Genomic DNA, 24,764 nt, shown 5'->3' on the forward strand with positions numbered 1-24,764 from the left:
TCCTAGGCGTAGTGGCAGTACCCGTCCACGTGGTTCTCGATCTCCGGGGCGAAGGTGTCGAGCATCGAGTTGACCAGCCGGGCCGTGCCGTCCGGGTGGGCGCAGGCGCCGCGCCCGGTGACCAGGCCGGTGAGCTCCTGGATGCGTTCCACCAGGGTGGCCGACTCGCGGCGGGACCGGGCGCCGGGCAGGCGCATACAGGCGTTGGCCAAGGCGGGCAGGCCGTTGGTGCACGGCCCGCAGCGTTTGGCCCGCTGCTGCGCCAGGTAGTCGACGATCGAGGCGGTGTAGGTGAGCGGGCAGTCACCCGGCAGCATCGGCAGCAGCACCCCGGCCCCCAGCCGCGCGCCGAACCGGACCAGGTCTTTCGAGCTCAGCGTGCTGCCGGTGACCTGGTGCGGTGCCAGCCAGGTGCCGTGGTAGCCGCCGAGCAGCAGCGGCCGGGCCGGGTCGTAGCCGCAGAACTCCAGCAGCTCGGCCAGCGAGACCCCGTACGGTGCCTCCATCACCAGCCCACCCGGGCCGTCGGCCGAGATCGACAGCAGCCGGGTGCCGGGCTCGGCGGCGGTGCCCCAGCGGGAGTACTCCTCGGCACCCAGGGAGTTCACCGCCGCCAGATGGGCCAGCGTCTCGGCGTTGCACACCATGGTCGGCCGGCCCTTGAACCCGGAGATCGCCTCCGGGGTGCGGGCCGTCACCGGCAGGTTGTCGCGGCCGGACAGCATCTCCAGCACCGCGCGGGACTGCCCGCCGACGAAACCGCCGCTGGTGGTGTGCACCTCGAAGTCGATGGCCTTGCGCCCGCCCGGGCGCTCGTCGATCGCCGCCCGCACCGCCCGCACCACGCCGGGCCGCTCACCCGGGGCGGAGATGTGCACGGTGTGCACGTCGAGGGCCTCGGCCAGCAACTGGGCACCGTCGAGCACCAGGTGCGGCGAGGTGAGCAGCAGACTGCTGTCTTTCGCGCTGGCCGGCTCACCCTCCGAGCAGTTGACCACCAGCTCACGTCTGCGCCCGGACTCGAACGCGGCCTGGAGCTTGCGGGCGAACGGGAACTCCGCCCCGCCGCGCCCGGTCAGGCCGATCTTCCAGCTCAGCTCGAGCAGCTGCTCGGCCGTCATCCGCATCGGCTCGTCCCACAGCCGCCGGTGCGCGCGCAGGCCCGGGCCCTGGTCCTGCCCCACGGCGCGCAGCAGCATCGGGCCGTCGAGCACCGAGACCTCGCCGTGGAAGCCGGACTCCAGCACCGCGTGCGTCATCGGGCCCGCCGTCCCGGTGAACTCTGCCGCCGGTCCATCCGGCGCTCGGTGCCGAGTGTGCCCAGCCGCACCGCCACGGCACCGGCCACCACACCCACACAGGCCACCGTGACGCCCATCGACCAGACCTCGCGGGAGTCGGTGCCGATGCCGAAGCCGTGCACCAGCCCGGCCAGCCAGCCCAGGTAGGAGGTCAGGTGGATGGTGCGCCAGCTGCGGGAACCGAACCGGGTGCGGGACAGCCCGGTGATCACGGTGAGGATGACGAAGTCAGTGGCCAGCGTGCCGAGACCGAGCCACAGCGGCTGGTACTCGCCGACGAACGGCACCACCATGTCGAACCAGCGGATGTTCACGAACTCGTCGATCACCGCCAGTGCGGCGTGCGCGATCAGCAGGGCCACGCACAGCAGCGAGATGTTGCGGTGCAGTCCCTGGGTGACGAACCGGGGCCAGAACACGGACGACGCGCGCACGGTGGACAGCACGCCGAGCGCCACCGAGGCGGTCATCAGCACGAGCAGGATGACGCCCGTGCCCCGGTTCAGGAACCAGAGCAGCCGATCGTCTTGAAAGGCCTCGGTGAGAAAGTCAAGGCTCATGGAACCTGTTCCGGTAGGGGCCATCCGGCCACCCGGCGGACGTTGCCGTCGGCGTCGACCAGCCGGGCGGCCACGTCTTCGTACTCCAGCCAGGCGATGGCGTCGCTGCCACGCACGATCGAGGACGTGCTGATCGCGTTCGCCTCCACGCAGGAGCAGCCGCACGCGGTGACCGTGCGGAAGGTCGCGTCGACCGGGCGGCCGGTGCGGGGATCGAGCAGATGATGCACGTCGCCATCGTTCCACCAGCGGCGGGCCAGTACCGACGAGGTGGCCAGGCCGCCCTCGGCGATCACCACCACCTCGGCACCGGGATCACCGACGTCTTGCGGCAGTTCGGTGATCGACACCCGCCACGGATGGCTGCCCGGCGCGGTGCCGGGCAGCAGCCCGACCGCCACGTCACCGCCCAGGCTGATCACCAGGTCGGTGCCGGCCTCGGCGGGCACGACCTCGGCGATCAGGTCGGCGGCGAACGCCTTTCCGGTCGCTCCCAGGTCGAGTGACACGTCGTCGGGCACCCGTACCGCACCCTGTGGGTCGATCTCGATCTCGCGCCAGGCGCCGGCGCGGGCCGGGCCCACCACGTGTGCCGGGTCGGCGGACACCAGCCCGGGCGCGACCGTGGAGTCGGTGGGCCGGCCCGCGGCCATCGACCGGCGCAGTTCGTCCAGGTCCCGGTCGTAACCCAGCGCGAGCAACTGGCGGCCCAGCGTCGGGTCGACCAGGCCGTCGGTCAGGTCGGCCGCCCACACCGCGGCCGAGACCGCCCGGCACAGCAGCGGAGACACCGGAACCCAGCTGCCCGCGGCCCGGTTGACCCGGGACAGGTCGGAGTCGGTGCGGAACCGGCTGGCCGCCATGTCCACCTCGGCCAGGATGCGCTCACAGGCGGCCCGGGCGGCGTCGAGCCGGGTGGCGTCGGCCACCACCAGTGCGGCGTAGCTGCCCAGGGCGCTCCAGCGGGCGGTGCCGTAGCGGACAGCGGTCGGGGTCATCGGGCCGTTGCCGGGCTGGTCGCCGGGCTGGTTGCCGGGCTGGTTGCCGGGCTGGTCGCCGGGCTGGTCCACGGCCCGCCCAACGGCCCGCCCAACGGCCCGCCCAACGGCCCGCCCAACGGCCCGCCCAACGGCCCGCCCAACGGCTCGGTCCTCGGCTCGGTCATCGGAGTCGGTTCAGGACCCGCTCGAGGGCACGGTGGCCTCGGTGGTGGTTGTGCTGGTGGTGGTCTCGGCGGCCGTGGTGGTCTCGGCCGTGGTGGTCTCTTCGTCGGCGGCCGTGGTGGTGCTCGTGCTGGTGGACGAACTCGGCTTGGGGGTGTTCGACGTCTTCTTGGTCTTGGTGGTGGCCGCCGTGGTGCCCGCGCCCTGCCCGGAGGCGGCCTCGCCGGTGCCGCCGCCGTTGCTCTTGCCGTTGTCGCCGTCGGCCGTGGTCTCAGCGGCCTGCCGCTTTTTCTTCTTCGGCTGGGGCGTGCCGGTCTGCTCAGGGGTGGGCGTGGCCGTCTGGGCGCCGGTCTGCTGCGTGGCGGTGGTGGTGGCGGCCTTCGCCGCGTCCTGCTCACGGGTCTGGGAGGCGGCCAGGGCGGTGGTGCCACCGACGGCGACAAGGGTGATCGCGGTGACCGCACCGGTCAGGGTGCCGACCACACGCAGGCCGCGGTCGCGGTCGTCAGGGCTCACGGAACGCACCCGGACACTGTGCGCCCGGTCAGGTGAAGGGCCAGTCATTCAACCCTCAAATTCATCTCAACCGCCGGCGAATCCCCAGGTGGCACAGCCAAAATGATCACGGCCGGGTGTCAGCCCGGCCGTGATCAGGTGTTGCTCTGCGTAGAACCTCGCCGGCTCAGGAACCGATGCCCGCCAGCTTGCGGATCCGTTGGCCCAGGCCGCCACCGGCCGAGTTGCGGCGCTGGCGCATGCGCTCGCGGGTGCGGGTCTCCGCCGGGCTCAGCACGACCTGCACCTTGGCCCCGCCCAGTCGCGAGCGGCCGAGCTCCAGCCGCCCGCCGGAGGCGATGGCCGCGCGCCGCACGATGTCGAGACCCAGGCCGGACGAGCCGGCGTTGCTGTGCCCCCGGGCCACCACGTCGGCGCCCGGCAGGCCGGGGCCGCCGTCCTGCACGGCGAGCACGATCTCGTGCGCGGCGTTGGTGTTCACCGTGACCTCGAGCGGCACGCCCTCGTCGGTGTGCGCGAACACGTTGTCGATCAGCACGTCGACCACGTCGGTGAGTTCCACCGAGTCGATGCGCGCCCAGGTCGGCCGGCTCGGCAGCCAGGTGCGCAGCGACCGGCCCTGCTCGTCGGCCAGCGCCGACCAGAACGCCACCCGCTCGCCGACCAGCGCCGCCACGTCGCAGCGCGAGGTCACGTTCGCCTTGACCGGGCGCCGGGCGTCCTGAACCACCGCGCTGACCGTGCGTTCCAGGGTGGCCACGTGCTCCTCGATGCGCTGGGCCAGCTCCGGGTCGGTGATGCTCTCGACGTCCAGGCGCAGGGCGGTGACCGGGGTACGCAGCCGGTGCGACAGGTCGGCCACCGACTCCCGCTCCGAGATCAGCAGTTGCTCGATGCGGGCCGAGAGCCGGTTCAGCGCACCGGCCATGGCCGCCACCTCGGGCGGCCCGTGCTCCGGGCTGCGGATGTCCAGCCGGCCGTCGCGGATCGAGTCCGCGGCCGCGGCCAGGTCTTTGATCGGGTCGCTGAGCCTGCGGGCCAGGGTGTCGGCGGCGCCCACCGAGAGCGCGAGCAGCAGGGTGCCGAGCGCGCCGAGGATCCAGCTGGCCCGGCCCACCCCGCGGTGCAGCTCGGCCCCGCTGACCTCGGTGCGCACCACGTAGGCGCCCTCGGTGGTGAGGGCGGGCACGTAGACCACGGCGTGGCCGTCCTCGCGCACCGTGAAGGCCAGGCCGCCGGTGGCCTTCGCGACGTTGTCGTCGGCCGGCACCTGCGCGCCCAGGATGTCCTTGTCCGGCAGGTACACCGAGACCGTGCCGAGCGGGTCGTCCTCGGCGGCGTCGAGTTCCTTCTGCGCGCCGGCGGCACCGGAGTTGGCGGCGATCTGCACCAGGTTCGTCGCGTCGGCCGTGACGGTGGCCAGCGTGCGTTCCTCGGCTAGCGAGCGCAGCAGAAGGGTCAGCGGGATCAGGAAGGCGAGCACCACCGCGGAGGTGGTCGCCGCCACCAGGAGGGTGAGGCGCCAGCGCATGTTCTAGTCGGTTCCCGGGGCCACGAGTCGGATGCCCACGCCGCGGGTGCTGTGCAGGTAGCGGGGTTCCGCCGCGGACTCGCCGAGCTTGCGGCGCAGCCAGGACAGGTGCACGTCGATGGTGCGGTCGCCGCCGCCGTACGGCTGCTGCCACACCTCGGCGAGCAGCTCCCGCTTGCTGACCACCTCGCCGGCCCGCTGGGCCAGGGCGAGCAGCAGGTCGAACTCCTTGCGGGAGAGTTCCAGCGGGTCGCCGTCGAGCGTGGCCACGCGGGTGCGGGCGTCCAGCGCGAGACCGCCCACGGTGAGCGGGCCCTCGGTCTTCTGCGGCCCGCCGCGGCGCAGCACGGCGCGGATCCGGGCGTCCAGGTGGTCTGCGCCGAACGGCTTGGTGACGAAGTCGTCGGCCCCCGCGTCGAGCGCGCGCACCGCGTCGGTGTCTTCGTCGCGCGCCGTCACCACGATCACCGGAACCTCGCTGACGGCACGCAGCATCGTCAGCACCTGGATGCCGTCGACGTCCGGCAGACCGAGGTCGAGCAGGACTACGTCCGGCCGATCGTCGATCACCGATTGCAGGCCGGGGAGACCCCCCGGTTGCCATTGCACTGCGTGACCGCGATCGGTCAGAGCTCTGGAGAGGGCCGCGCGGATCCCCGCGTCGTCCTCAATGATCAGAATGACCGCCACGTGCGCGACGGTACCGGCTGATGAGCGGTTCGGGACATTCTGAATGTCCGGATCTACACCCGCCTGGCTCAACGCTAGGGTGCCGGAGGAGGTGATTTGGGTGAAACGCCGGATCGTGGGAAGCGTACTGATCTGGCTGGTCGCGGTCGTGACGGTTGCCGTAATCGCCTCGATCGCGATCGCCGCGGCCGGCCGTCAGGTCACCTCCGAACTGGTCTCCACGGCGTCACCGATCGCAGTCCCGAACCCGGCGGCCCAGCCCGTCGTCACCGACGGTGGTCCCGGTGGATCGCCGGCCGGCACCGTCTCGCCGACCTCCGGCAAGGCCGGAGCGCACACCGCGGTGAACCGCGCGGTGGATGCCGACGGTGGTCAGATCCAGGCTCGTTGTGCGGGGGAGCGGGTCAGCCTGGACGGTGGCTACGCCCGGCCCGACCGCGGCTGGCGGGCCGGCATCCGCACGGCCCGGCCGGAACGTGTCGAGATCGTCTTCGCTCTCGGCTCGGAGCGGGCGGTGCTGGTCACGGCCGTGTGCCGGAACGGCGCACCGGAGTTCAGCCAGTCCTCGATCGACCCGCGCGACCCGATCCAGGCCGGTCCGCCACCCGGTCGGGGCAAAACGGGGGACGACGAGAACCGGCCGGATCCGGCTGTGACCGAAATCTCGTCGTCCGTCACCCCGTCGGCCGAGGCATCCGCCCCTCCGAGCCCGTCCTCCGCTCCCTCCCCCTCCCCCTCGACATCCGCCGGGGAGTCGTCCCCGGCCGGTCCGTCCCCGGCCGGTTCGCCCACGCCGTCGCGGACCAGGCCGGGCGGACCGGCCTCCGGGCGGACCGGGGGTGCGCCGGACGGGCTCGTCACCGCTTCCCCCGAGACCGCTCCCGCCGGTGCCACGCCTGTCGTGGTCCGGCCCTCCGCCTCTCCCGGCGATCCGGCCTGTGTCGATTCCGGCTCCGCCGGTCCGGGTGCAGTGGCCGTGCCCGGCGCGGAGTCTGCCTGCGGGGGTGCGGGTTCCGCGGGGTCCGGCGCGCCATCTGTCGGCATGTAGGCCGAACAGGTTTTTTCCGGGGGCGGGAACAACCTCCGCGAGGTAAGAGTTGAGCCAGGCAGACTCAAGTTAGGTCAGTCCCGAATTGACTAGCCGCGGTGACTGCATCAACCTGAGTGAGGGCCACTCAGCTCTTTACCGAAGGGAACCAAAGATCATGGCAAGAGCGGTCGGAATCGACCTCGGAACCACCAACTCGGTCGTGTCCGTGCTCGAGGGCGGTGAGCCCACCGTCATCGCGAACGCGGAGGGCGGCCGCACCACGCCGTCGGTCGTCGCGTTCGCCAAGTCCGGTGAGCCGCTGGTCGGTGAGGTTGCCAAGCGGCAGGCCGTCACGAACGTCGAGCGGACCATTCGCTCCGTCAAGCGGCACGTCGGCACGGACTGGAACATCGCGATCGACGACAAGAAGTACACGTCGCAGGAGATCTCGGCGCGTGTGCTCCAGAAGCTCAAGCGCGACGCGGAGGAGTATCTCGGCGAGACCGTCACCGACGCGGTGATCACGGTTCCGGCGTACTTCAACGACTCGCAGCGTCAGGCCACCAAGGAGGCCGGCGAGATCGCGGGCCTCAACGTGCGCCGCATCATCAACGAGCCCACCGCCGCGGCCCTGGCCTACGGTCTGGAGAAGGGTAAGGCCGACGAGCGCATCCTGGTCTTCGACCTCGGTGGCGGCACGTTCGACGTCTCCCTGCTCGAGGTCGACGTGGAAGAGGGTGGCAGCACCGCCATCCAGGTCGTCTCGACCGCCGGTGACAACCACCTCGGTGGTGACGACTGGGACCAGCGCGTCATGGACCACCTGGTCAACACCGTGAAGAGCTCGACCGGTGTCGACCTCTCCAAGGACAAGATCGCCATGCAGCGTCTGCGTGAGGCGGCGGAGCAGGCGAAGAAGGAACTGTCCAGCGCGACGTCCACGACGATCTCGCTCCAGTACCTGTCGATGACCGAGAACGGCCCCGTCCACCTGGACGAGAAGCTCACCCGGGCACAGTTCCAGCAGATGACGGCCGACCTGCTCGAGCGCACCAAGGCGCCGTTCCAGTCGGTGATCAAGGAAGCTGGCATCTCGGTCTCCGAGATCGACCACATCGTCCTCGTCGGTGGCTCCACCCGGATGCCGGCGGTCAGCGACCTGGTGCGCGAGCTGACCGGTGGCAAGGAGCCCAACAAGGGCGTCAACCCGGACGAGGTCGTGGCCATCGGTGCCGCCCTCCAGGCCGGCGTCATCCTCGGCGACCGCAAGGACGTCCTGCTCCTCGACGTCACCCCGCTCTCCCTGGGCATCGAGACCAAGGGCGGTGTGATGACCAAGCTCATCCACCGCAACACCGCGATCCCGACCAAGGCGTCCGAGGTCTTCACCACGGCCGACGACAACCAGCCGCAGGTGCTCATCCAGGTGTTCCAGGGTGAGCGTGAGCTGGCCCGCGACAACAAGCCGCTGGGCAACTTCGAGCTCACCGGCATCGCCCCCGCCCCGCGTGGTGTGCCGCAGATCGAGGTCACCTTCGACATCGACGCCGACGGCATCGTGAACGTGTCCGCCAAGGACCGTGGCACGGGCAAGGAGCAGGCGATGCGGATCACCGGCGGCTCGGCCCTGAGCAAGGACGAGATCGACCGCATGGTCAAGGAGGCCGAGGCGCACGCGGAGGAAGACCGCCAGCGTCGCGACGAGGCTGAGGTGCGCAACGGCGCCGAGCAGCTCGTCTACTCCACGGAGAAGTTCCTGCGCGACAGCGAGGACAAGCTCCCCGAGGAGGGCAAGGCCAAGGTCAACGCGGCCATCGCCGAGCTGAAGACGGCGCTCGAGGGCACCGACATCGCCGAGATCAAGGCCAAGCAGGAGGCCCTGTCCACGGCCAGCCAGGAACTCGGCGCCGCGCTCTACGCGCAGCAGTCCGAGGGTGGCGCCGAGGGCGCGGGTGCGGGTTCCGCGAGTGCGGGTGCCGGTGCCGGCGCGAGCAGCTCGGCCAAGGACGACGACGTGGTGGACGCCGAAATCGTCGACGAGGACAAGTGATGGGTGAGCAGACGGTGGATCCGTCGGAGGGTCAGGGCTCCTCGGGGCCGACCATCCGCGACCGACGTCGGCTCGACCCGGAAACCGGGCAGGTGCGTGACGGTTCCGCGGCCGAGAAGGCGGCGGAACCGGACGCCCAGGCCGACCTGAACGGTCAGGGTGGCGAGCCGGAGGGCGAGAAGAACGGGACGGCCAAGGAGGCCAAGGCGGGCAAGAAGGCCGCCCACGCCTCCGACGCCCCGGTCGACGCCCAGCCGGACAAGCCCTCGGACGCCGAGGCGGAATCCCCCGCCGAGGACAGTGCCAAGGACGACGAGAAGACCGAGGAGGTTTCGCTGGACGGCATCCTGTCCGACCTCGACGCCGCCCGGTCGTCGGCTGCCGAACGGCTCAGCGACCTCCAGCGGTTGCAGGCCGAGTTCGTGAACTACCGGCGCCGGGTCGACCGTGACCGCGACGTGGCGAAGGAGACCGCGATCGCCGGGGTTCTGGAGGCGCTGCTTCCGGTCCTCGACGACGTGCACCTCGCCCGTCAGCACGGCGACCTGGAGTCCGGCCCGTTCGCGGCGATCGCCGAGAAGCTCGAGTCGGTGCTCCAGCGGTACGGTCTCGCGCGGTACGGCGAGGCCGGTGAGGAGTTCGACCCGGAGGTCCACGAGGCGCTCATGCGCACCGAGGCGGAACTGGCCGAGGGCACCACCACGACCACCGTCGTGCAGGTGCTCCAGCCCGGCTACCGCAGCGGCGACCGGGTGCTGCGGGCAGCCCGGGTCGCGGTGGCCGATCCACACTGACACCTCGCCTGATCCGGCCCGGGAGACCTGTTCTCCCGGGCCGGACCGGGAAGCGGCGCAAGGAGAGAGACATGGCGGGCCAGGACTGGTTCGAAAAGGACTTCTACTCCGTCCTCGGAGTGCCGCAGAACGCCACCGCGGCGGACATCAAGAAGGCGTACCGCAAGGTCGCCCGCACCCACCACCCGGACGCGAACCCGGGTGACCCCGCGGCGGAGAAGCGGTTCAAGGAGGTCGGCGAGGCCTACGCGGTGCTGTCCGACCCGGAGCAGCGTCAGCAGTACGACGCGATCCGGGCGATGTCCCGTGGCGGTGCGCGGTTCACGGCCGGCGGTGGCGGCCCGGCCGCGGGTGGCGGCGCGGGCTTCGAAGACCTGCTGGGCAACCTGTTCGGCGGCGGTGTGCCGGGCGCCGGCATGCCCGGGGCCGGCGGGCAGCGCATGCGTTACACCACGGGTGGCGGCGGGGCCGGTGGCCGGGGCGCCGAGTCGCCCATCTTCGAAGACATGCTCAACGGCCTGTTCCCGCCCGGAAGTGGCGGCGGCAACGGCTCTTTCCGCTCGCCGCGCGGCCCGATGCGCGGCGGCGACCTGAACGCGACCGCCACCCTGACCTTCCGGCAGGCGATGGAGGGTGCCCAGCTGAACCTACGGGTCGACGATCCGCAGGCTGGTCTGCGCACCATCACGGCCCGCATCCCGGCAGGCGTGCGCGACGGCCAGAAGGTGCGGTTGCGTGGCAAGGGCAAGGCCTCGGAGCTCGGCGGCGAGCCGGGCGATCTGTGGGTCACCGTGTCGGTCGAGCCGCACCCGATCTTCACCATCGACGGGGCGGACGTCCGGCTGACCGTGCCGATCACCTTCCCGGAGGCCGTGCTCGGCACCGAGATCGAGGTGCCCACCCCCGACGGCTCCCGGGTCAAGCTCAAGGTGCCTTCCGGCACTCCGTCCGGCCGCACGCTCCGTGCCCGCGGCCGGGGGGTGAAGACCGCCAAACGCACCGGCGATCTGCTGGTCACGCTCCAGGTGGCGGTGCCGCAGCGGGTGGACGGCAAGGCCCGTGAGGCGCTGAAGACCTTCGCCGAGGCCACGGCCGGGGAGAACCCCCGGGCCAACCTCTTCGCCCATCTCGACGATTCCCGCTAGGTAGCACACGAAGGGCCGGGCCATGACGAACAAGGCCGACGCACACGGGATCAACATCGAGTTCAACGTCGATCCGGACGCGCCCATCTTCGTCATCTCGGTCGCCGCCCAGCTGGCCGGGATGCACCCGCAGACCCTCCGGCAGTACGACCGGCTCGGCCTGGTGACCCCGGGCCGGTCGGCAGGCCGGGGCCGCCGGTACTCGCCGCGCGACGTCGCGTCGCTGCGCGAGGTGCAGCGCCTCTCCCAGGAGGAGGGCGTGAACCTGGCCGGGATCAAGCGGATCCTCGAGCTGGAGTACGAGAACCGGGCCCTGCGGGGGCAGCTCGACGCGGTGATGGAAGAACTGCGGATCGCCCAGGCCCGGTTGCGCAGCGGTGGGCGGGTGTTCGCGGCCGAGCCCGGCGGCGACATCGTCGCGGTGCAGCCCGGCCGGCGGCCCCGGCGGCCTGTCACCTCGACGGCGCTGGTCGTCTGGCGGCCCAGCCGGTAAGACTGGTGCCCATGGCGAACGACGACCTGACAGCGATGATCGAGGAGCTGGAAGACCAGGAGCGGCGACTGCGGCTGCCCGGTTTCGACAACGACGACGCCTGGCAGATCGGGATCATCCTGGTCGAGACGGCGGCCTCCCGTCGTGCCCCGGTGACTGTCGACCTGCGCCGTAACGGCCAGCAGCTGTTCCACTACGCCCTGCCCGGAACCAATGCCGACAACGATGCCTGGATCGCCCGGAAGGCAGCGGTGGTGGACCGTTTCGGGTTCTCGTCGCTGCTCGTCGGGCGCCAGGCGCTGGCCTCCGGCGTGACCTTCGAGGAGCGCTTCCGGCTCGACCCCGACCGCTACGCCGCGCACGGCGGCTCGTTCCCGGTGCACGTGCACGGGGTCGGCGTGATCGGCACGATCACGGTGTCCGGCCTGCCCGAGGTGGAGGACCACATGATGGTGGTGGCCGGCCTGGAGCAGTACCTCGACGACCTGGCCAAGAACTAGACACTTCCCGTCCGCGCGGCCACGGCGATCGCCGGCCCGGTCAGCAGCACCACCGGCAGACCGGGCAGGCCCGCGCCGTTCACCGGCCCGCACCCCACCGGGCGGCAGTGCGGCGATCCGCAGGCCGTCGCGCCGGTCCAGATCGGCCCGGACCGTCACTCGGCCGGTGAAAGCCGTTGAATCGTGCGAGTTTTCGTCGTCCATCATGATGGCCGTCAGAGCGGTGGTGGCGGGACCGGGCAGATCCGCACCCGGCCCACCGACTCGACCACCAGCCGGCCCGCGCGGCTCTGGTGCCGTACGACACGCTATCCCGGTAGTGAGCCGGAACCGTTCGCCGGCGGATGCGATGAGCTGCACAAAAAGCGCGTCACAGGGGGTCTTTTCGTTGGGCGCCCGGACCTCCGGCATCCGGTCACACCACTGCCGACGATCGGGCCGGTGGCCTCGGAACGGGCCTGAGCCCCGGGATCCAGGGCGGAGCCGGCGTCCACGAAACAGGCGTCCACGGTCTGGACGGGCAGCGGATGGCCGTCCACCGGGCCAACGATCCGGGCCGGGCCGGCCGGCCCGCCCGGCGTCCGCGAGGGTGTCGCGCGCCGGTCCGTTCTGGCTGCGGTGATGTCGGCGCGGGCGGCGTCCTCGGTACCGGATCGGCGACGGGCCGGCGTCCGGCAGAGCCGTTCGAACTGGGCGGAGGGTGGCCAGGATCACCACCCGTCACTGTTCCGCACCGGTCCGTCACTCGCCGCCGTTAATGGCGGATCGGCACTTTTCGGGCTACCCGGCGGCGTGGCGCAACTGTCCGGATCGGGTGATTGGCGGGTTAATAGCACGACCTGGGGCAGTGGTCCGAAAAGACGGAAGCGGTTATTCAGAACTGCCCGAGATTTAACTTGAAGATATGCAACGACGCGGCGATGAATAAGGCCGGCCATTGAATTGGCTGGCCGTCCGAATTCGTTCAGCCGGTCTTGATCATGCCCAGCCGGCTTCCCGGCCGAAGGCCCCAGGCGTCGAAAGCGCCCTTCTGGGCCTCCAGGACCTGGCGGATTCCGGACCTCGGCCGGGTCAGGCCGAAGGGACGCAGAGTGAGCACGTGCCGCACCCGGAGCTCGGCGTCGAGCAGAGCCACGTCGAGGGTGTAGGTCATCCCCACTCCGTGCACGCTGTTACAGGGCTTGATCAGCAGGGCTCCGTCCAGCGACCGGGTTCCCAGAAGACCTCGGGACCGGCGTGCGAAGCTCTCGGCCAGCCACAGCGGGGCCACGTCACAACCGTCGACCGATAGACGCAGAGTAGTCGGCTCCATCAATGGCTCCTTGATTCGGTACGGGTGGTGCCGGGCTGTGCACCCACTGTAAGAGATTCAGTGATTTGCCCGCTCATCTGATTCACAGTGTGTTCCGAGGCCCGCTTCAGGCCTTAAGGTAAGCGCTCGGCCGGGGGGTCGGAAGAACGGAACACCAACCGAACGAGCCATTCAGGGCGGGTCATCAAGCATGTGGTCATGTCTTCTCGTCGCCGATTCCGGCACCGAGATGTTGAACTTCAGCGGGCTGATGGTGGTCGCCGCGGATGATCTTGTCTCCGCCGTGGATGCCGCGGCCGAGGCCGGTCGGCGGCATCTGCTGATCGCGGTCCCGGCCGCCCTCGCCGCCCAGGCCCGGCTACGCATCACCATCGCGGCCGGGCGCCACCCGCTGCTCGAGCAGGCCGTCCTGATCAGCGGGCACGCGCCGCTGGCGATCATGTCCGCCGTCACCTCCGCCCGCTCGGTCACCGATCACCCGGTGCTGGGTGTCGACCTGGTGCACCGCCTGCTGGCCCACAGCTGGTCCGGAGCCTGGACGCCGACCGTCAGCAAGCTCGGCCGCCCGGCCCCGAGCATGGGGCAGCACCTGCGGTCACTGCTGCCCGGCCCGGGGTTCCTGGTGCGGCAGGGCGACGATCCCGAGGTGTTCAACGCCGTCCGTCCTGGTGTGGTGGAGCGCGACGACTTGGACCGGGTGCTGCTGGTGTCGGAAGGCGGTGTGCCCCGGTCGGTCTCCACCCAGCTGGCGCAGGTGGCCGGCGCGGGCACGGTGCGCCCGGTCCGGATGCCGGGTCGGTGGACCGGCGTCTACGGCACCGCGCGGGCCGGTCAGACGGCCCTGCTCCCGGCCCGGCCCGCGGCGTTCCTCGCCCGTCCGGCAGGACGGTGCCCGTCCTGCCGCCTGGAGCAGCCCGCCGAGGTCTGCCCCTTCTGTCACGTCCTCGTCGAAACCACCACCACCGCCGGAGGTATCCGTTGAACCCCCGCCAGCGCCGCGGCGTCCTGTTCATGCTCCTCGCCGGGCTGCTCGGGATCGTCGTCTTCGTGATGGTGGCCGGCTACACCTCCAACGTCACCAGCGAGGTCGGCTCGAAGATCACCGTGTACCAGGCGAAGTCGCAGATCCCGGCCTACACCGAGCTGACCCGGGAGAACCTCCAGGCGGTCGAGGTGCCCGAGCGCTGGACCTCCACGTCGAGCCGCCAGGACCTGTCCGAACTGGTCGGCCGCAAGATCGGTTTCGCGGTCGACGGCGGCACGGTGATCAGCTCGGACATGCTGCTCGCCGTCTCCGACCTGAACCCGAACGAGCGCGAGATCGCGATCAACGTCGACCCGGTCACCGGGATCGGCGGCCGGGTGACGGCCGGTGACCGGGTGGACATCTACGCCGTGTTCGCCGACGTCAACGGGCTGGCGAAGCAGGTCAAGGTGCTGGTGCGCGACGTGCGGGTGGTCTCGATCGGGGGGCAGCAGACCGTGACGAAGAGCGATGACAACGGCGTCGGCCAGTCCGACGTGATTCCGGTGACCCTGGCGCTGAAGCCCGCGGACGCCCTGGCGGTGACCTACGCCAACGCCTTCGCCCAGGAGGTCCGGCTGGTCGGTCTGCCGACCGACGAGAATGCCGACCGCAGCGGGGAGAAGGACGAGTACGACGCGAAACAGCTCGGGGGACGAGCCGTTCCGGAGGATGCGAACTGATGATCACCGTGGTGATCGGCGCGGCCGACCAGTCCGTCGCCTACGAACTCCAGGCCGCGCTGGCCGAGATGGACGGCATCGAGGTCCAGTTCGTGGTGGACTCCACCCCGGAACTGGCCGCCGCCGTGCTCCGGCTCGACCCCGACGTGGTGCTGGTGCACGACCAGCTCGGTCCGGAACCGGCGCTCCAGACCGTGCGCGACCTCTCGCTGCGCCGGCCCGCCTGCGCACAGCTCCTGGTCACCGGTAGCGCCGACACCAACCAGTTCTCGATGGCGATGGACGCCGGGGCACGCGGCGTGGTCGCGTTCCCGCCCGCCTACGAGGACCTGCGGGTGCGGATCGCCGCGGCCGGTGAATGGGCCCACCAGATGCGCCGCATCCTGGCCGCGCCGGCCGAGGGCGGTGGAATGCCGGGTGGTCCCGGCCGGGCCCGGGTGATCTCCTTCACCGGCTCGAAGGGTGGTGTGGGCACCACCACCGTGGCCACCCACCTGGCGCTCGACGTGCTGCGGAACCTGCCCGGTCACCGGGTCTGCCTGGTCGACCTGGACCTTGAGAAGGGCGACGTCTCGGGCATTCTCGAGGTCCGCCACCGCACCTCCGTGGCCGACGTGGCCAAGGTGTCCCAGGACCTGTCCGCCCAGGCCGTGGGTGACGCCGTGGTGCTGCACGAGAGCGGGCTGGGCCTGTTGCTGGCCCCGGTCGACGTGCGGGACATCGAGGCGGTCGACCCGCAGTCGCTGCGGGAGGTCTTCGCGGTGCTGCGGCACCAGTACGACCTGATCGTCGTCGACGCCGGATCGCACGTCACCCCGGCCCAGGCAGCCGCGGTGGAACTGGCCGACGAGGTGGTCATGCTGGTCACCCCGGACGTCCTGGCCCTGCGCGGTCTGCGCCGCACGATCACCCAGTGGGAGAACCTCGGCGTCCGCAAGGAGAGCGACGTCCACGTGCTGGTCAACCGGGTCAGCCGGCAGTCCAGCGTGTCGATCGAGACGATCCGTCAGCTCACCCGGGCCCCGATCCTGAGTGCCGGGCTGCCGGCGATGTTCCGGCGGCTGGAGCCGGTGATCAATTCGCGTGCGCCTCTGGAACTGCGGGACGACGTGTGGTGGCGGGCCCTGCGGGTGGTCGGTCAGGAGGTCCAGGTGGTGCCGGGCGGCGGGACCGCCGAGACCCCGCCGCGCCGGGACGGCCGTCGCCGTTCCCGGCGCCGGGGCGAGGACGCCGGTCAGGCCACCCTGGAGGTGGTCGGCATCCTGCCGGCCCTGCTGGTGGTGCTCGTGGTGCTCTGGCAGCTGGCTCTCGTCGGGATGACGGCGATCTGGTCGGGCCATGCGGCATCGGCTGCGGCCCGGGCGGTCTCGGTCGGTCAGGACCCGACCGCGGCCGCGCTCGGCGAGATGCCCGGCTCGATGGCCGGTGACCTCAGCGTCCACACCTCGGGGGACGCCGTGACGGTGAGCCTGCGGGTGCCGGTGGCGGCGCCCGGCCTGGCCTCGTTCCCCGGTGGGATCGAGACCACGCGGACCGTGGTGATGGAGCCGTGAGCCGCCGGAACCCGGGCGGCCGGGGCGACCGGGGCCAGTCGAGCCTGGAGTTCGCGCTGCTCGCACCCGTTCTGCTGGTGGTCGGGCTGTACGTCTTCCAGGTGGCCGTCGCGATGTGGACCATGACGTCGACCGGCGAGGCCACCCGCGAGGCGGCCCGGGCCTTCAGCCTGGGCCGCAGTCCCGAGGCCGCGGCCGCCGCCGCGCTGCCGGGGGCGCTCGACGTGGCCGGGCTGGAGACGATCGGCCCCGGTCACGGGGTGCGGCTGACCGTGCAGGTGCCCCGGGTGGCGCCGATGCCCGCGATGCGGGTCACCCGGGAGGTGGTCATGCCATGAGGTCCTACGCCGGATTCGCCTCCACGCCGGAGGCCGGTGGCCGGGAGGCGGCCACCTCGGGGAATGTCACCTCGGACGCCGACCAGCTCCTGATCGAGCGGTTCAAGCGGTTGCTGCTCGAGGAGGTCGACCTCCGGGAGCTCGGTCGTCTGGAGATGTCCCAGCGCCGGGTGCGCCTGGAACGTGTTCTGGCGCACCTGGTCTCGCGTGAGGGCGTGATCCTCAGCACCCGGGAGCGGGCGGCGCTGGTGCGCCGGGTGGTCGACGAGTCGGTCGGTCTCGGCGTTCTCGAGCCCCTGCTCGCCGACCCCTCGGTCGGGGAGATCATGATCAACGGCCACGACACGATCTATGTCGAGCGGTTCGGCCGGATCCAGCGGGTGCCCTCCGGGTTCACCAGCAACGAGCAGTTGCTCCAGACGATCGACCGGATCGTCTCCACGGTGAACCGGCGGGTGGACGAGTCGAGTCCGATGGTGGACGCCCGGATCCCGGCGGACCACCGGATGCCTCGCGGCGCCCGGGTCAACGTGGTTCTGCCGCCGCTGGCGCTGGGCGGCCCGACCGTCACCATCCGGCTCTTCCCCAAGGCGTACGGGCTCAGCGAGCTGATGGCCCGGGGCAGCCTGGACCGGGCCACCGCGGACCTGCTCGCGGCCTGCGTGCGGGCCCGGCTCAGCCTCGTCGTGTCCGGCGGCACCGCGTCCGGCAAGACCACCATGCTCAACGCCCTCTCGGCGTTCATCCCCGGGCACGAGCGGATCGTCACGATCGAGGACGCCGCCGAGCTCGCGCTCCAGCAGGACCACGTGATCCAGCTGGAGACCCGGCCGGCGAACATCGAGGGGCAGGGCCAGATCACGATCCGCGACCTGGTCCGGAACTCGCTGCGGATGCGGCCCGACCGGATCGTGGTCGGGGAGTGCCGTGGCGGTGAGGCCCTGGACATGCTCCAGGCGATGAACACCGGTCACGACGGCTCGCTCACCACCGTCCACGCGAACAGCTCCGAGGACGCGATGTCGCGCCTGGAGACGCTCGCCTCGATGAGTGAGACCCGGATCCCGTTCGAGGCCCTGCGCGACCAGGTGAACACCGCGGTCGACGTCATCGTGCAGCTGAACCGGCAGGCCGACGGCACCCGGCGGGTGACCGAGGTGGGCTTCCTGGCTTCCCGGCGGCAGGAGGAGTTCCAGGTTCTGCCGGTGATGCGCTGGGAGCCCGACGCCCCCGGGGCCAACGGGAAACCCGGTGCGTTCGTGCGCTATCCGCTGCCGGCCACGCTGGCTCAGCGTCTGGCCGAGCGCGGCGAGGCGGTGCCGGGCGGTTTCCAGGTGGAGTCCACTCACCACCAGTCGGTCGCCGCCGATCGGGGCCGCGCGCGCCGGCCGGGCCGTCGGGCGTCGGGTCCGGACACGCAACCTCTCGGGCTGGGATGAGCGCGCCGTGAACCTGATCATCCTGATTCTCGTGTTCCTCGCGGCGGGGTCGTTCCTCGCCGGGGCGGGGCAGTTCCTCTCGGTCTCCAGCGGTCGCCGCCAGGTGGTCCAGGCAGTCATGGGCGACGACTACTACGCCGGGGCGGACCGGCTGGAACGGGCCGACCGGGTCTTCCGGGCCACGTCGGTCGGACGGCGCCTGGAACGGGAGATGATCCTGGCCGGTGTGGACCGGCGTCCGGTGGTGGTCTTCGGCGCCGGGGTCGGCGTCGGGCTGGCCGCCGCGCTCGGTCTCTGGGCCCTGCTCGCCCCGCTGTTCGGGGTGATCGGGGTGCTGGCCGGGCTGGTCGCGGTGCGCACCTACCTGCGCCGCGAGCGCAGTCGTCGTCTTGAGGCGTTCATCGCCCAGATGCCAGAACTGGCAAGGGTTCTCGCCAACGCCACGAACGCCGGGCTGTCGATCTCGACGGCCGTCGCCACGGCCGGGGCCGAACTGGCCGAGCCCGCCCGCACCGAGATGCTGCGGATCAGCGAGCGGGTCGGCTTCGGCGTGCCGATGGAGACCGCCCTGCGTGAGCTCCAGGAACGGCTGGAGTCCCGGGAGGTCGCCGTCCTGACCGCGACCCTCGTCGTCAGCGCCCGCAGCGGTGGGTCCCTGGTGTCCGCCCTCCGGGAGATCGCCGACACGCTGGAGATGCGCAAGGAGACCCGGCGGGAGGTCCGCACCACCCTGGCCCAGTCGGTGATCACCGGCTACCTGGTGCTGGGTATCGGATTCCTGATCCTGGTCGGCCTCAACTTCATGTACCCCGGATCGGTGCGGCAGATGACCACCCAGCTGGTCGGGCAGATCGCCCTGGCCATCGCCGGGATCCTGGCCACCGTGGGGATGATCATGATCCGCAAGCTCACCCGGATCGAGGCGTGAGCGGGATGCCGGCGGTGCTGCCGGCGCTGGCCGCACTGGTCGCCGCCCTGCTGTTCGTCCGCGGCTGGCGGCTCCTGCGCTCCGACGACATCGAGGGTCTCGACGTCGGCGACCTGGTTCTGCTGAGTCGTGAGCAGCAGAAGGCCTCCTCCGGCGGGCCGATGTCGCGGATGGGCGGTGCCCTGGTGCCGGCGCTGCGCGCGCTGCTGGGGCCCAAGGGCCTGCGCTGGCTCGACCGTCAGGTCACGCTGGCCGGCCGGCCCGACGGCGCGACGGCCGACACGGTGCTGCGCAACGCCGGAACCTGGATCGTCATGTTCGGTCCCATCGCGGTGTTCACCCTGCTCAGCGGCCAGTTCTTCCTGGCCCTGCTGTCGGTGGCCGCGATCGTCATCATGCCCCTGGCCCGGCTCTCCCGGGCCCGCCGGGTTCGGCAGGAGCGACTGGACCGGGACCTGCCCGACTTCCTCGACATCCTGAGCGTCACCGTGTCGGCGGGCGTCGCGTTCCGGCCCGCCCTGCTCCGGGTGGCCGAGCGCTACGGCGGCCCGCTGGCCGAGGAGATGACGCTGACCCTGAACCAGATGGCCAACGGGGCCAGCCGGCGCACGGCCTTCACGCATCTGCGCGACCGCAACGACTCCGAGGCCCTGGCCCAGTTCGTCACCGCGTTCCTCCAGTCCGAGGAACTCGGTGCCCCCCTCGCCCAGACGCTCAAGCAGATCGCCCTGGAGATGCGGCGCAGCAGTGCCCAGCGGATGCGCCGCCGGGCGGCCCAGGCCGCGCCCCGGGTGACGCTGGTGACCAGCATGGTGCTGGTGCCGGGGATCCTGGTGCTGGTGTTCGTCGGCATGTACATCGGCTCGGACGTCGACTTCGGCTCGCTGTTCGGGGGAACCTGATGGTGCTCTCCGAACGACATCTCGCCCGGTTCCGGGCCGCGCCCCCGACCGACGAGCGGATCCAGAGCCTCAAGCTGGCCATGCTGGTGCGGCAGGCGTCCATCGGTGTGGGCCTGATCGGCCTGATCGGCGAAAGACTCACCGTGGAGATCCTGGTCGCGGTCGTGCTGCTCGGGGCCAGCAGCACGGCGGGGGTTCTCGACCCGCGCTTCCTGAAACTGCTGATGCGTCACCCGCTGCTCGGCCTCGTCGACGTCCTGCTGGTCGTCGCGGTGCTGGGGGTGCTGGGGGTGGACAGCCCGCTGGCGATCGCCGCCCTGAGCACGGCGTTCCTGATCGGCCTGCTGTACCCGCTGTCGGTCGCCTGCCTGCTCGGCCCGGTGCTGGCGATCGCCTACGCGGCGGCGGCCGTGCACGAGCACCGGGGGGACACCGCCCCGCCGTTCCTGCTCCTCTACGGCCTGCCGGTGGCCTTCCTCTGCCTGGTCTGGATCGGGCACTCGGTGTCGCGGATCTACCAGGCGCAACAGGCGGCGGAGCGCGAGCTGGCCATGCACGTCCAGGCGGCAGCGGCCAGCGACGAACGGGCCCGGCTGGCCCGGGAGATGCACGACTCGCTGGCGAAATCGTTGCAGGGCATCGCGTTCGGGGCATCGGCGTTGCCGGTGTGGGTGACGAAGGACGGCGACCGGGCCCAGATGATGGCCTCCGACCTCGCGGTCAGCGCGAAGCAGGCGGTCCAGGAGGCCCGCACGTTGCTCACCCGGATGCGCACCGACCAGCCCCAGCGTCCGTTCCACGAGGTGATGGACGAGGTTCTGCGGGCCTGGGCGGCGCAGCACGGCCATCAGCTGTGCAGCCGGCTGGAACCCGCACCCGCTCTGGGGGCCGATGCCCGTTACGAACTGCTGGCCGCGCTCGGGGAGGCACTGGAGAACGTGCACCGGCACGCCCCCGGGGCGCCCGTCGAGGTGACGCTGGAAGGCAGCGACGAGTTCGCCACCCTGACGATCCGGGACCAGGGGCCGGGTTTCGCTCCGGACATCCTGAAGGTACGAGAGAGCGAAGGGCATTTCGGCGTGCGCGGCATGCGTGAACGGTTGCAGGAGATCGGTGGCACCTGCCGGATCGACTCCCGGCCGGGAACCGGGACGACGGTGATTCTGCGGGTGCCGCTGTCCGACGTGAATCTGCTGCCCCCTCTGCGGATCCGGGAGCTGGAGACATGAGACCGGTTTCGGTACTGGTCGTCGACGACAACGCCGGAGTGCGTTCCGGTCTGTGCGACCTCCTCGGGACCTGCCCGGACCTGCACGTCGTCGGTGAGGCGTGGGACGGCGAGCGGGCCGTCGAGCTGACCCGGTCGCTCCAGCCCGACGTGGTGCTGCTCGACGTCCGGATGCCCCGCCGCGACGGGGTCAGCGCCGCCGCCGAGATCTCGCGCACCAGCCGGGTTCTGATGATGACCTTCACCGAGGACCACGAAGTGATCCGGAACGCGGTGGCGGCGGGGGCGTCGGGCTATCTGGTGCACGGCGCCTTCGAGCCGGAAGACCTGGTGAACAGCGTGCTGGCGGTGGCCCGCGGGTCGGGGGTGTTCTCGGTGGGTGCGCTCGCCGCGCTCCGTCAGGTGCCCGAGCCCGCGCCGCAACCGTTGCCACGACCGGATTTCGGGCTCAGCGAGCGGCAGGCGGAGATTCTTGAGCTGATCGCCGAGGGGCTGTCCAACGGGGAGATCGCCGAGCGCTGCTTCCTTTCCGAGAAGACGGTGAAGAACCACATCAACCGGATCTTCGCCACGCTCGGCGTGCGGACGCGAAGTGAGGCCATCGCCCGGTGGTTCCGGGCCGGCCGGGCCGGGTAGGTCAGGTTGGGCCCACAGACCCAAGGATGCGGCGGATCGCTGTCATAGCGTGGTGCACATCGAGGAGCCCGGGGGGAGAACGAACCGGGACGGAGCGTCGGGCGGTGCCCGGCAAGAAGGAGCATCGCATGACGAGAAAGCTTGTCTCAGCTCGGATCTGGGCCGCCAAGCGGGTCGAGACCGCCGCCGACCGCCGGGACCGCGGCCAGGGCACGCTGGAGTACGTCGGCATGGTCGTGGCCGTGGCCGTCGTGATCGGTGCCGTCGTCACCGCCATCAACGCCTGGAACCTCCCCAGCCACATGACCACCATCATCAGTGACGTGTTCAAGTGATCTGACCTTCACGGTCGACGGGTGCGGGCGAGGAGCTTCGGCTCCTCGCCCGTGCCTGCGTCTGTGGGCGGTTCCGGAGAAGTTTCGGTAAACGGTTCTGCGGAATGCTTTTGGGCAGAGCGGGGCGACGGAGGTCGGCGATGGTGGGGCGGACGGGAAGAGACGGTGGGTTCGTGGTCGGGAGGATCGTGTCGGTGCTCGCCGGTGCCCTCTGCCTGGTCTCCGGCCAGCTGCTGATGCCGGCCGCGCAGGCGGCCACCCCGGATTCCGGCTCCGCGTGGGAGCAGCAGCGGGTTCCGGTTCTCGGGTCGGTCACGATGACCGAGAGCCAGGAGTCAGGTGGCGCCCGTGCCACCGTTCTGGTGAACGGGGTGCGCCGCATCGACGGCGCCACGGTGGTCTACTTCTCCGGTGGTCTTCCGGCCGGCAGCGGGCCGGTGAGCTGGGCGTCCTTCACCCGCAGTCGCAGCGACCGGCTGCGCGAGGTATACACCTACATCGGGCAGATCCGTCTCGTCGACTTCGAGAACCGGCAGATCTACCTGCCTCTCGTGCGGGAGGCGGCGGACGGCGGCCGGAACGACGAGGTGCTGGCCTCGCCCGAGGAGGCCTGGCCGGCCGATGAGTCCGGTGGCACTTTCTACACGTTCTATGCCGTCATGCCCGAACTGCCGGCCGACCTGAAGACCGTGGACGTGATGGTCGGGAACGGCGACATGGTGCACGACGTCGCGGTCGGCGACGGGGTGCTGGAACCGGCCGTGGAGCAGACCGGCCCGATCCGGCTGGGGGAGGGCTGGCCACAGATCGACCAGGCCGCGGCGGCCGCGTCCTTCCAGCCCGAACAGTCCGTGTACCCGCTCGACACCGAGACCTCGGACCTGGAGCAGACCGTGACCGCGCGCTCCGACTCAGATTCCACGTCGGTCGATCTCGCGGCCGACGTCCTGTTCGAGGTGGACTCGGCCGAGCTGGGCGGCGAAGCCGGGCCCGCGCTGGAGAAGGCGGCGAAACAGGTGAACGAGTCGGCGGCGGGCGGCCGGATCGAGATCGCCGGGCACACCGACGACACCGGCGGTGACGCGCACAACCTCGACCTGTCCAAGCGCCGGGCCCAGGCGGTCGCCGACGAACTGGAACCGCTGATCACGGTTTCCGGAGTCACCTTCACCGTGTCCGGCAAGGGGGAGGCCGATCCGGTCGCCACCAACGGCACGGACGAGGGGCGGAAGAAGAACCGCCGGGTGAGTGTCGTCTTCAGCCCGAAGGACGGGAAGTGATCGCGATGTCCCGACGGATGCGCAACACCCTGCTGGCCGTGGTTCTCGTGCTCGCCCTGGTGGCGGTCGCGGGACTCGCCTGGCGCCTGAACGACGGGTCGCAGGACGCCACCCCCACCACTCCCACCACCTCCGCGACCGGCAGTGATGATCCCACGGCGGGTGAACTGGACGAGAAGTACCTGAGCGCCGACCCGGCCGAGGCGGAAGCGGTGGCCTCGGAGGAGGGAACCGTCTACGGCACGGCCACGAACGGTTCGGGTTCGGAGCTGAAACACGCCGGAACGCTGAGGATTCTCGCCGTCGACGCCGGTGGGTCGTCCACGCACGTGCGGTATTCACTGAGCTCGGACGTCGAGATCACGCCGAGCATGGCGCGGTACGTCGAGGTGGCCGACCGGAGCCTGCGGGTGCCGCAGCTCATCGCCGAGTCGGCGGATCTGCGACTGATGACGGGGAACTGGAAGAGCGAGGGCGAGGTCACCGGTGACTGCGTCTGTGCCTGGGTGCCGGCCCTGATCGGCCCCGAGGCCGTCGAACTGAGCATCCTCTACCCGGTCCTGCCCGAGTCGGTGACCGAAGTACAGTTCACCATGCCGGGTTTCGAGCCTCTCACCGCTCCGGTGACGAGAGATCAGGAGTGATCCGGTGAGCACACGTCGCCGTCATCCGGACGACTCCGGGCAGATTGCCCTCGGCCTGATGCTTCTGGTCACCGTGCTGCTGCTGGTGCTCGCGGTCCGGGTCTTCGTGCCGTTCGGCCAGGCCACCGACCAGAAGGCCAGTTCCCGCGGGGCCGCCGACGCGGCGGCGCTGGCGGCCGCGGAGCAGATTCAGGACGATCTCGCCGATGCTCTGCTGGAGGCGATCGACGCGGCACGCACCGCCGACGATCTCCTGGGCGTGATGGACGCTCTGGATGCCGGTTTCGGCCGTCAGGCGGCGTCCGAGTACGCCGACCACAACGACGCGGACCTGATCGGCTACCGGTATTCGCGTTCCGACGGCCGGGTCTGGGCCGAGGTGCGGTACCGAGAGGCGGCGCAGAACGGTGACCGGGCCGAGTCCGACGCCGTCGCGGATCTCGGACTGGATCTGGGGCCCTGCGTCCTGCCCGACGAACCGTCCGCGACCCCGACAACCGATGACGACGCCGATGGCGATGCGGACGAGGACGCGGACGACGAACCGGCCGACTCGGAGACGACTCTCGTCTGCGGCGACCTGGAACTCGACTTCACGCTCGACGGGGCCTCCGGCACCCCGGAGCTGGAGACGGACCTGGACGATCTGCTGGACGACCTGAAAACGGCCCTGGTCGCCTGATTTCGGA

The 24,764-nt window shown here is 71.0% G+C and carries 26 protein-coding genes; 19 read left to right on the forward strand and 7 right to left on the reverse strand.

The features are described 5' to 3' along the window. Window positions 1-2: 2 nt before the first annotated feature. From KIH74_RS26970 to KIH74_RS26995, 6 genes are all read right to left on the reverse strand, one after another. Complete coding sequence (locus KIH74_RS26970; protein WP_214159158.1) at window positions 3-1,259, reverse strand: NADH-ubiquinone oxidoreductase-F iron-sulfur binding region domain-containing protein; 1,257 nt, start codon at window positions 1,257-1,259, stop codon at window positions 3-5. Beyond that, on the reverse strand, window positions 1,256-1,861 hold the full coding sequence (locus KIH74_RS26975; RefSeq protein ID WP_214159159.1) for a DUF8596 domain-containing protein: 606 nt from the start codon (window positions 1,859-1,861) through the stop codon (window positions 1,256-1,258). The genes KIH74_RS26970 and KIH74_RS26975 overlap by 4 nt, the downstream gene beginning before the upstream one ends. Beyond that, window positions 1,858-2,931 carry an FAD:protein FMN transferase gene (locus KIH74_RS26980; RefSeq protein ID WP_214159160.1) on the reverse strand — a complete coding sequence of 358 codons (1,074 nt, stop codon included), beginning with the start codon at window positions 2,929-2,931 and terminating at the stop codon, window positions 1,858-1,860. The genes KIH74_RS26975 and KIH74_RS26980 overlap by 4 nt, the downstream gene beginning before the upstream one ends. Before the next feature lie 105 nt (window positions 2,932-3,036). Continuing rightward, entirely contained in the window at window positions 3,037-3,540 is a 504-nt protein-coding gene (locus tag KIH74_RS37010) for a hypothetical protein (RefSeq protein WP_246573185.1), read from the reverse strand. Window positions 3,541-3,706: 166 nt separating this feature from the next. After that, window positions 3,707-5,071 carry a HAMP domain-containing sensor histidine kinase gene (locus KIH74_RS26990; RefSeq protein WP_214159162.1) on the reverse strand — a complete coding sequence of 455 codons (1,365 nt, stop codon included), beginning with the start codon at window positions 5,069-5,071 and terminating at the stop codon, window positions 3,707-3,709. A gap of 3 nt (window positions 5,072-5,074) precedes the next feature. Then, entirely contained in the window at window positions 5,075-5,761 is a 687-nt protein-coding gene (locus KIH74_RS26995) for a response regulator transcription factor (protein ID WP_052528492.1), read from the reverse strand. A gap of 115 nt (window positions 5,762-5,876) precedes the next feature. Between KIH74_RS26995 and KIH74_RS27000 the strand changes: the two genes are divergently transcribed. The 6 genes from KIH74_RS27000 (at window position 5,877) to KIH74_RS27025 (ending at window position 11,773) form a co-directional block, all read left to right on the forward strand. Continuing rightward, on the forward strand, window positions 5,877-6,809 hold the full coding sequence (locus KIH74_RS27000) for a hypothetical protein (RefSeq protein ID WP_214159163.1): 933 nt from the start codon (window positions 5,877-5,879) through the stop codon (window positions 6,807-6,809). Window positions 6,810-6,966: 157 nt separating this feature from the next. Continuing rightward, entirely contained in the window at window positions 6,967-8,841 is a 1,875-nt protein-coding gene (gene dnaK, locus KIH74_RS27005) for a molecular chaperone DnaK (protein ID WP_214159164.1), read from the forward strand. Next, window positions 8,841-9,635 (forward strand): nucleotide exchange factor GrpE, encoded by a 795-nt coding sequence (gene grpE, locus KIH74_RS27010; protein WP_214159165.1) that lies wholly within the window; start codon window positions 8,841-8,843, stop codon window positions 9,633-9,635. The genes dnaK and grpE overlap by 1 nt, the downstream gene beginning before the upstream one ends. 71 nt (window positions 9,636-9,706) lie before the next feature. Then, a complete protein-coding gene (locus KIH74_RS38035) occupies window positions 9,707-10,780 on the forward strand; it encodes a DnaJ C-terminal domain-containing protein (protein ID WP_214159166.1) in 1,074 nt (357 codons plus the stop codon). A 22-nt stretch (window positions 10,781-10,802) separates the two neighbouring features. Beyond that, the gene (locus KIH74_RS27020; protein WP_214159167.1) at window positions 10,803-11,273 is read left to right on the forward strand and encodes a heat shock protein transcriptional repressor HspR; all 471 of its coding nucleotides are present in this window, start codon (window positions 10,803-10,805) and stop codon (window positions 11,271-11,273) included. Between the two features lie 11 nt (window positions 11,274-11,284). Then, window positions 11,285-11,773 (forward strand): heme-degrading domain-containing protein, encoded by a 489-nt coding sequence (locus tag KIH74_RS27025; RefSeq protein WP_214159168.1) that lies wholly within the window; start codon window positions 11,285-11,287, stop codon window positions 11,771-11,773. A 964-nt stretch (window positions 11,774-12,737) separates the two neighbouring features. Here the strand turns inward: KIH74_RS27025 and KIH74_RS27030 are convergent. Beyond that, window positions 12,738-13,085 carry a DUF192 domain-containing protein gene (locus tag KIH74_RS27030; RefSeq protein WP_214159169.1) on the reverse strand — a complete coding sequence of 116 codons (348 nt, stop codon included), beginning with the start codon at window positions 13,083-13,085 and terminating at the stop codon, window positions 12,738-12,740. A 229-nt stretch (window positions 13,086-13,314) separates the two neighbouring features. On the opposite strand from KIH74_RS27030, the gene KIH74_RS27035 reads away from it, so the two are divergent. The 13 genes from KIH74_RS27035 (at window position 13,315) to KIH74_RS27095 (ending at window position 24,757) form a co-directional block, all read left to right on the forward strand. After that, window positions 13,315-14,067, forward strand: a complete 753-nt coding sequence (locus KIH74_RS27035; protein ID WP_214159170.1) for a hypothetical protein — start codon at window positions 13,315-13,317, stop codon at window positions 14,065-14,067. Beyond that, on the forward strand, window positions 14,064-14,792 hold the full coding sequence (cpaB, locus tag KIH74_RS27040; protein WP_214159171.1) for a Flp pilus assembly protein CpaB: 729 nt from the start codon (window positions 14,064-14,066) through the stop codon (window positions 14,790-14,792). The genes KIH74_RS27035 and cpaB overlap by 4 nt, the downstream gene beginning before the upstream one ends. Then, window positions 14,792-16,345, forward strand: coding sequence for a CpaE/TadZ family protein (locus KIH74_RS27045; protein WP_214159172.1), 1,554 nt, complete (start codon window positions 14,792-14,794; stop codon window positions 16,343-16,345). Before cpaB ends, KIH74_RS27045 begins: the two co-directional genes overlap by 1 nt. Then, window positions 16,342-16,683 (forward strand): TadE family protein, encoded by a 342-nt coding sequence (locus KIH74_RS27050; protein ID WP_214159173.1) that lies wholly within the window; start codon window positions 16,342-16,344, stop codon window positions 16,681-16,683. Before KIH74_RS27045 ends, KIH74_RS27050 begins: the two co-directional genes overlap by 4 nt. After that, the gene (locus tag KIH74_RS27055) at window positions 16,680-18,122 is read left to right on the forward strand and encodes a TadA family conjugal transfer-associated ATPase (protein ID WP_214159174.1); all 1,443 of its coding nucleotides are present in this window, start codon (window positions 16,680-16,682) and stop codon (window positions 18,120-18,122) included. The genes KIH74_RS27050 and KIH74_RS27055 overlap by 4 nt, the downstream gene beginning before the upstream one ends. Before the next feature lie 7 nt (window positions 18,123-18,129). Beyond that, entirely contained in the window at window positions 18,130-19,050 is a 921-nt protein-coding gene (locus KIH74_RS27060) for a type II secretion system F family protein (RefSeq protein WP_214159175.1), read from the forward strand. Between the two features lie 5 nt (window positions 19,051-19,055). Continuing rightward, the gene (locus tag KIH74_RS27065; RefSeq protein WP_246573211.1) at window positions 19,056-19,952 is read left to right on the forward strand and encodes a type II secretion system F family protein; all 897 of its coding nucleotides are present in this window, start codon (window positions 19,056-19,058) and stop codon (window positions 19,950-19,952) included. Beyond that, on the forward strand, window positions 19,952-21,181 hold the full coding sequence (locus KIH74_RS27070; RefSeq protein WP_214159177.1) for a sensor histidine kinase: 1,230 nt from the start codon (window positions 19,952-19,954) through the stop codon (window positions 21,179-21,181). Before KIH74_RS27065 ends, KIH74_RS27070 begins: the two co-directional genes overlap by 1 nt. Beyond that, a complete protein-coding gene (locus tag KIH74_RS27075; RefSeq protein WP_214159178.1) occupies window positions 21,178-21,816 on the forward strand; it encodes a response regulator in 639 nt (212 codons plus the stop codon). Before KIH74_RS27070 ends, KIH74_RS27075 begins: the two co-directional genes overlap by 4 nt. A 128-nt stretch (window positions 21,817-21,944) precedes the next feature. Next, complete coding sequence (locus tag KIH74_RS27080; RefSeq protein WP_214159179.1) at window positions 21,945-22,151, forward strand: hypothetical protein; 207 nt, start codon at window positions 21,945-21,947, stop codon at window positions 22,149-22,151. A 173-nt stretch (window positions 22,152-22,324) separates the two neighbouring features. Continuing rightward, window positions 22,325-23,431: an OmpA family protein gene (locus KIH74_RS38930; protein ID WP_214159180.1), complete on the forward strand. Its 1,107-nt coding sequence runs from the start codon at window positions 22,325-22,327 to the stop codon at window positions 23,429-23,431. A gap of 5 nt (window positions 23,432-23,436) precedes the next feature. Continuing rightward, complete coding sequence (locus KIH74_RS27090) at window positions 23,437-24,075, forward strand: hypothetical protein (RefSeq protein ID WP_214159181.1); 639 nt, start codon at window positions 23,437-23,439, stop codon at window positions 24,073-24,075. A 4-nt stretch (window positions 24,076-24,079) separates the two neighbouring features. Further along, window positions 24,080-24,757 (forward strand): hypothetical protein, encoded by a 678-nt coding sequence (locus tag KIH74_RS27095; RefSeq protein ID WP_214159182.1) that lies wholly within the window; start codon window positions 24,080-24,082, stop codon window positions 24,755-24,757. The last annotated feature ends 7 nt before the right edge of the window (window positions 24,758-24,764 follow it).

Source organism: Kineosporia corallincola (assembly GCF_018499875.1).
GTDB lineage: Bacteria > Actinomycetota > Actinomycetes > Actinomycetales > Kineosporiaceae > Kineosporia > Kineosporia corallincola.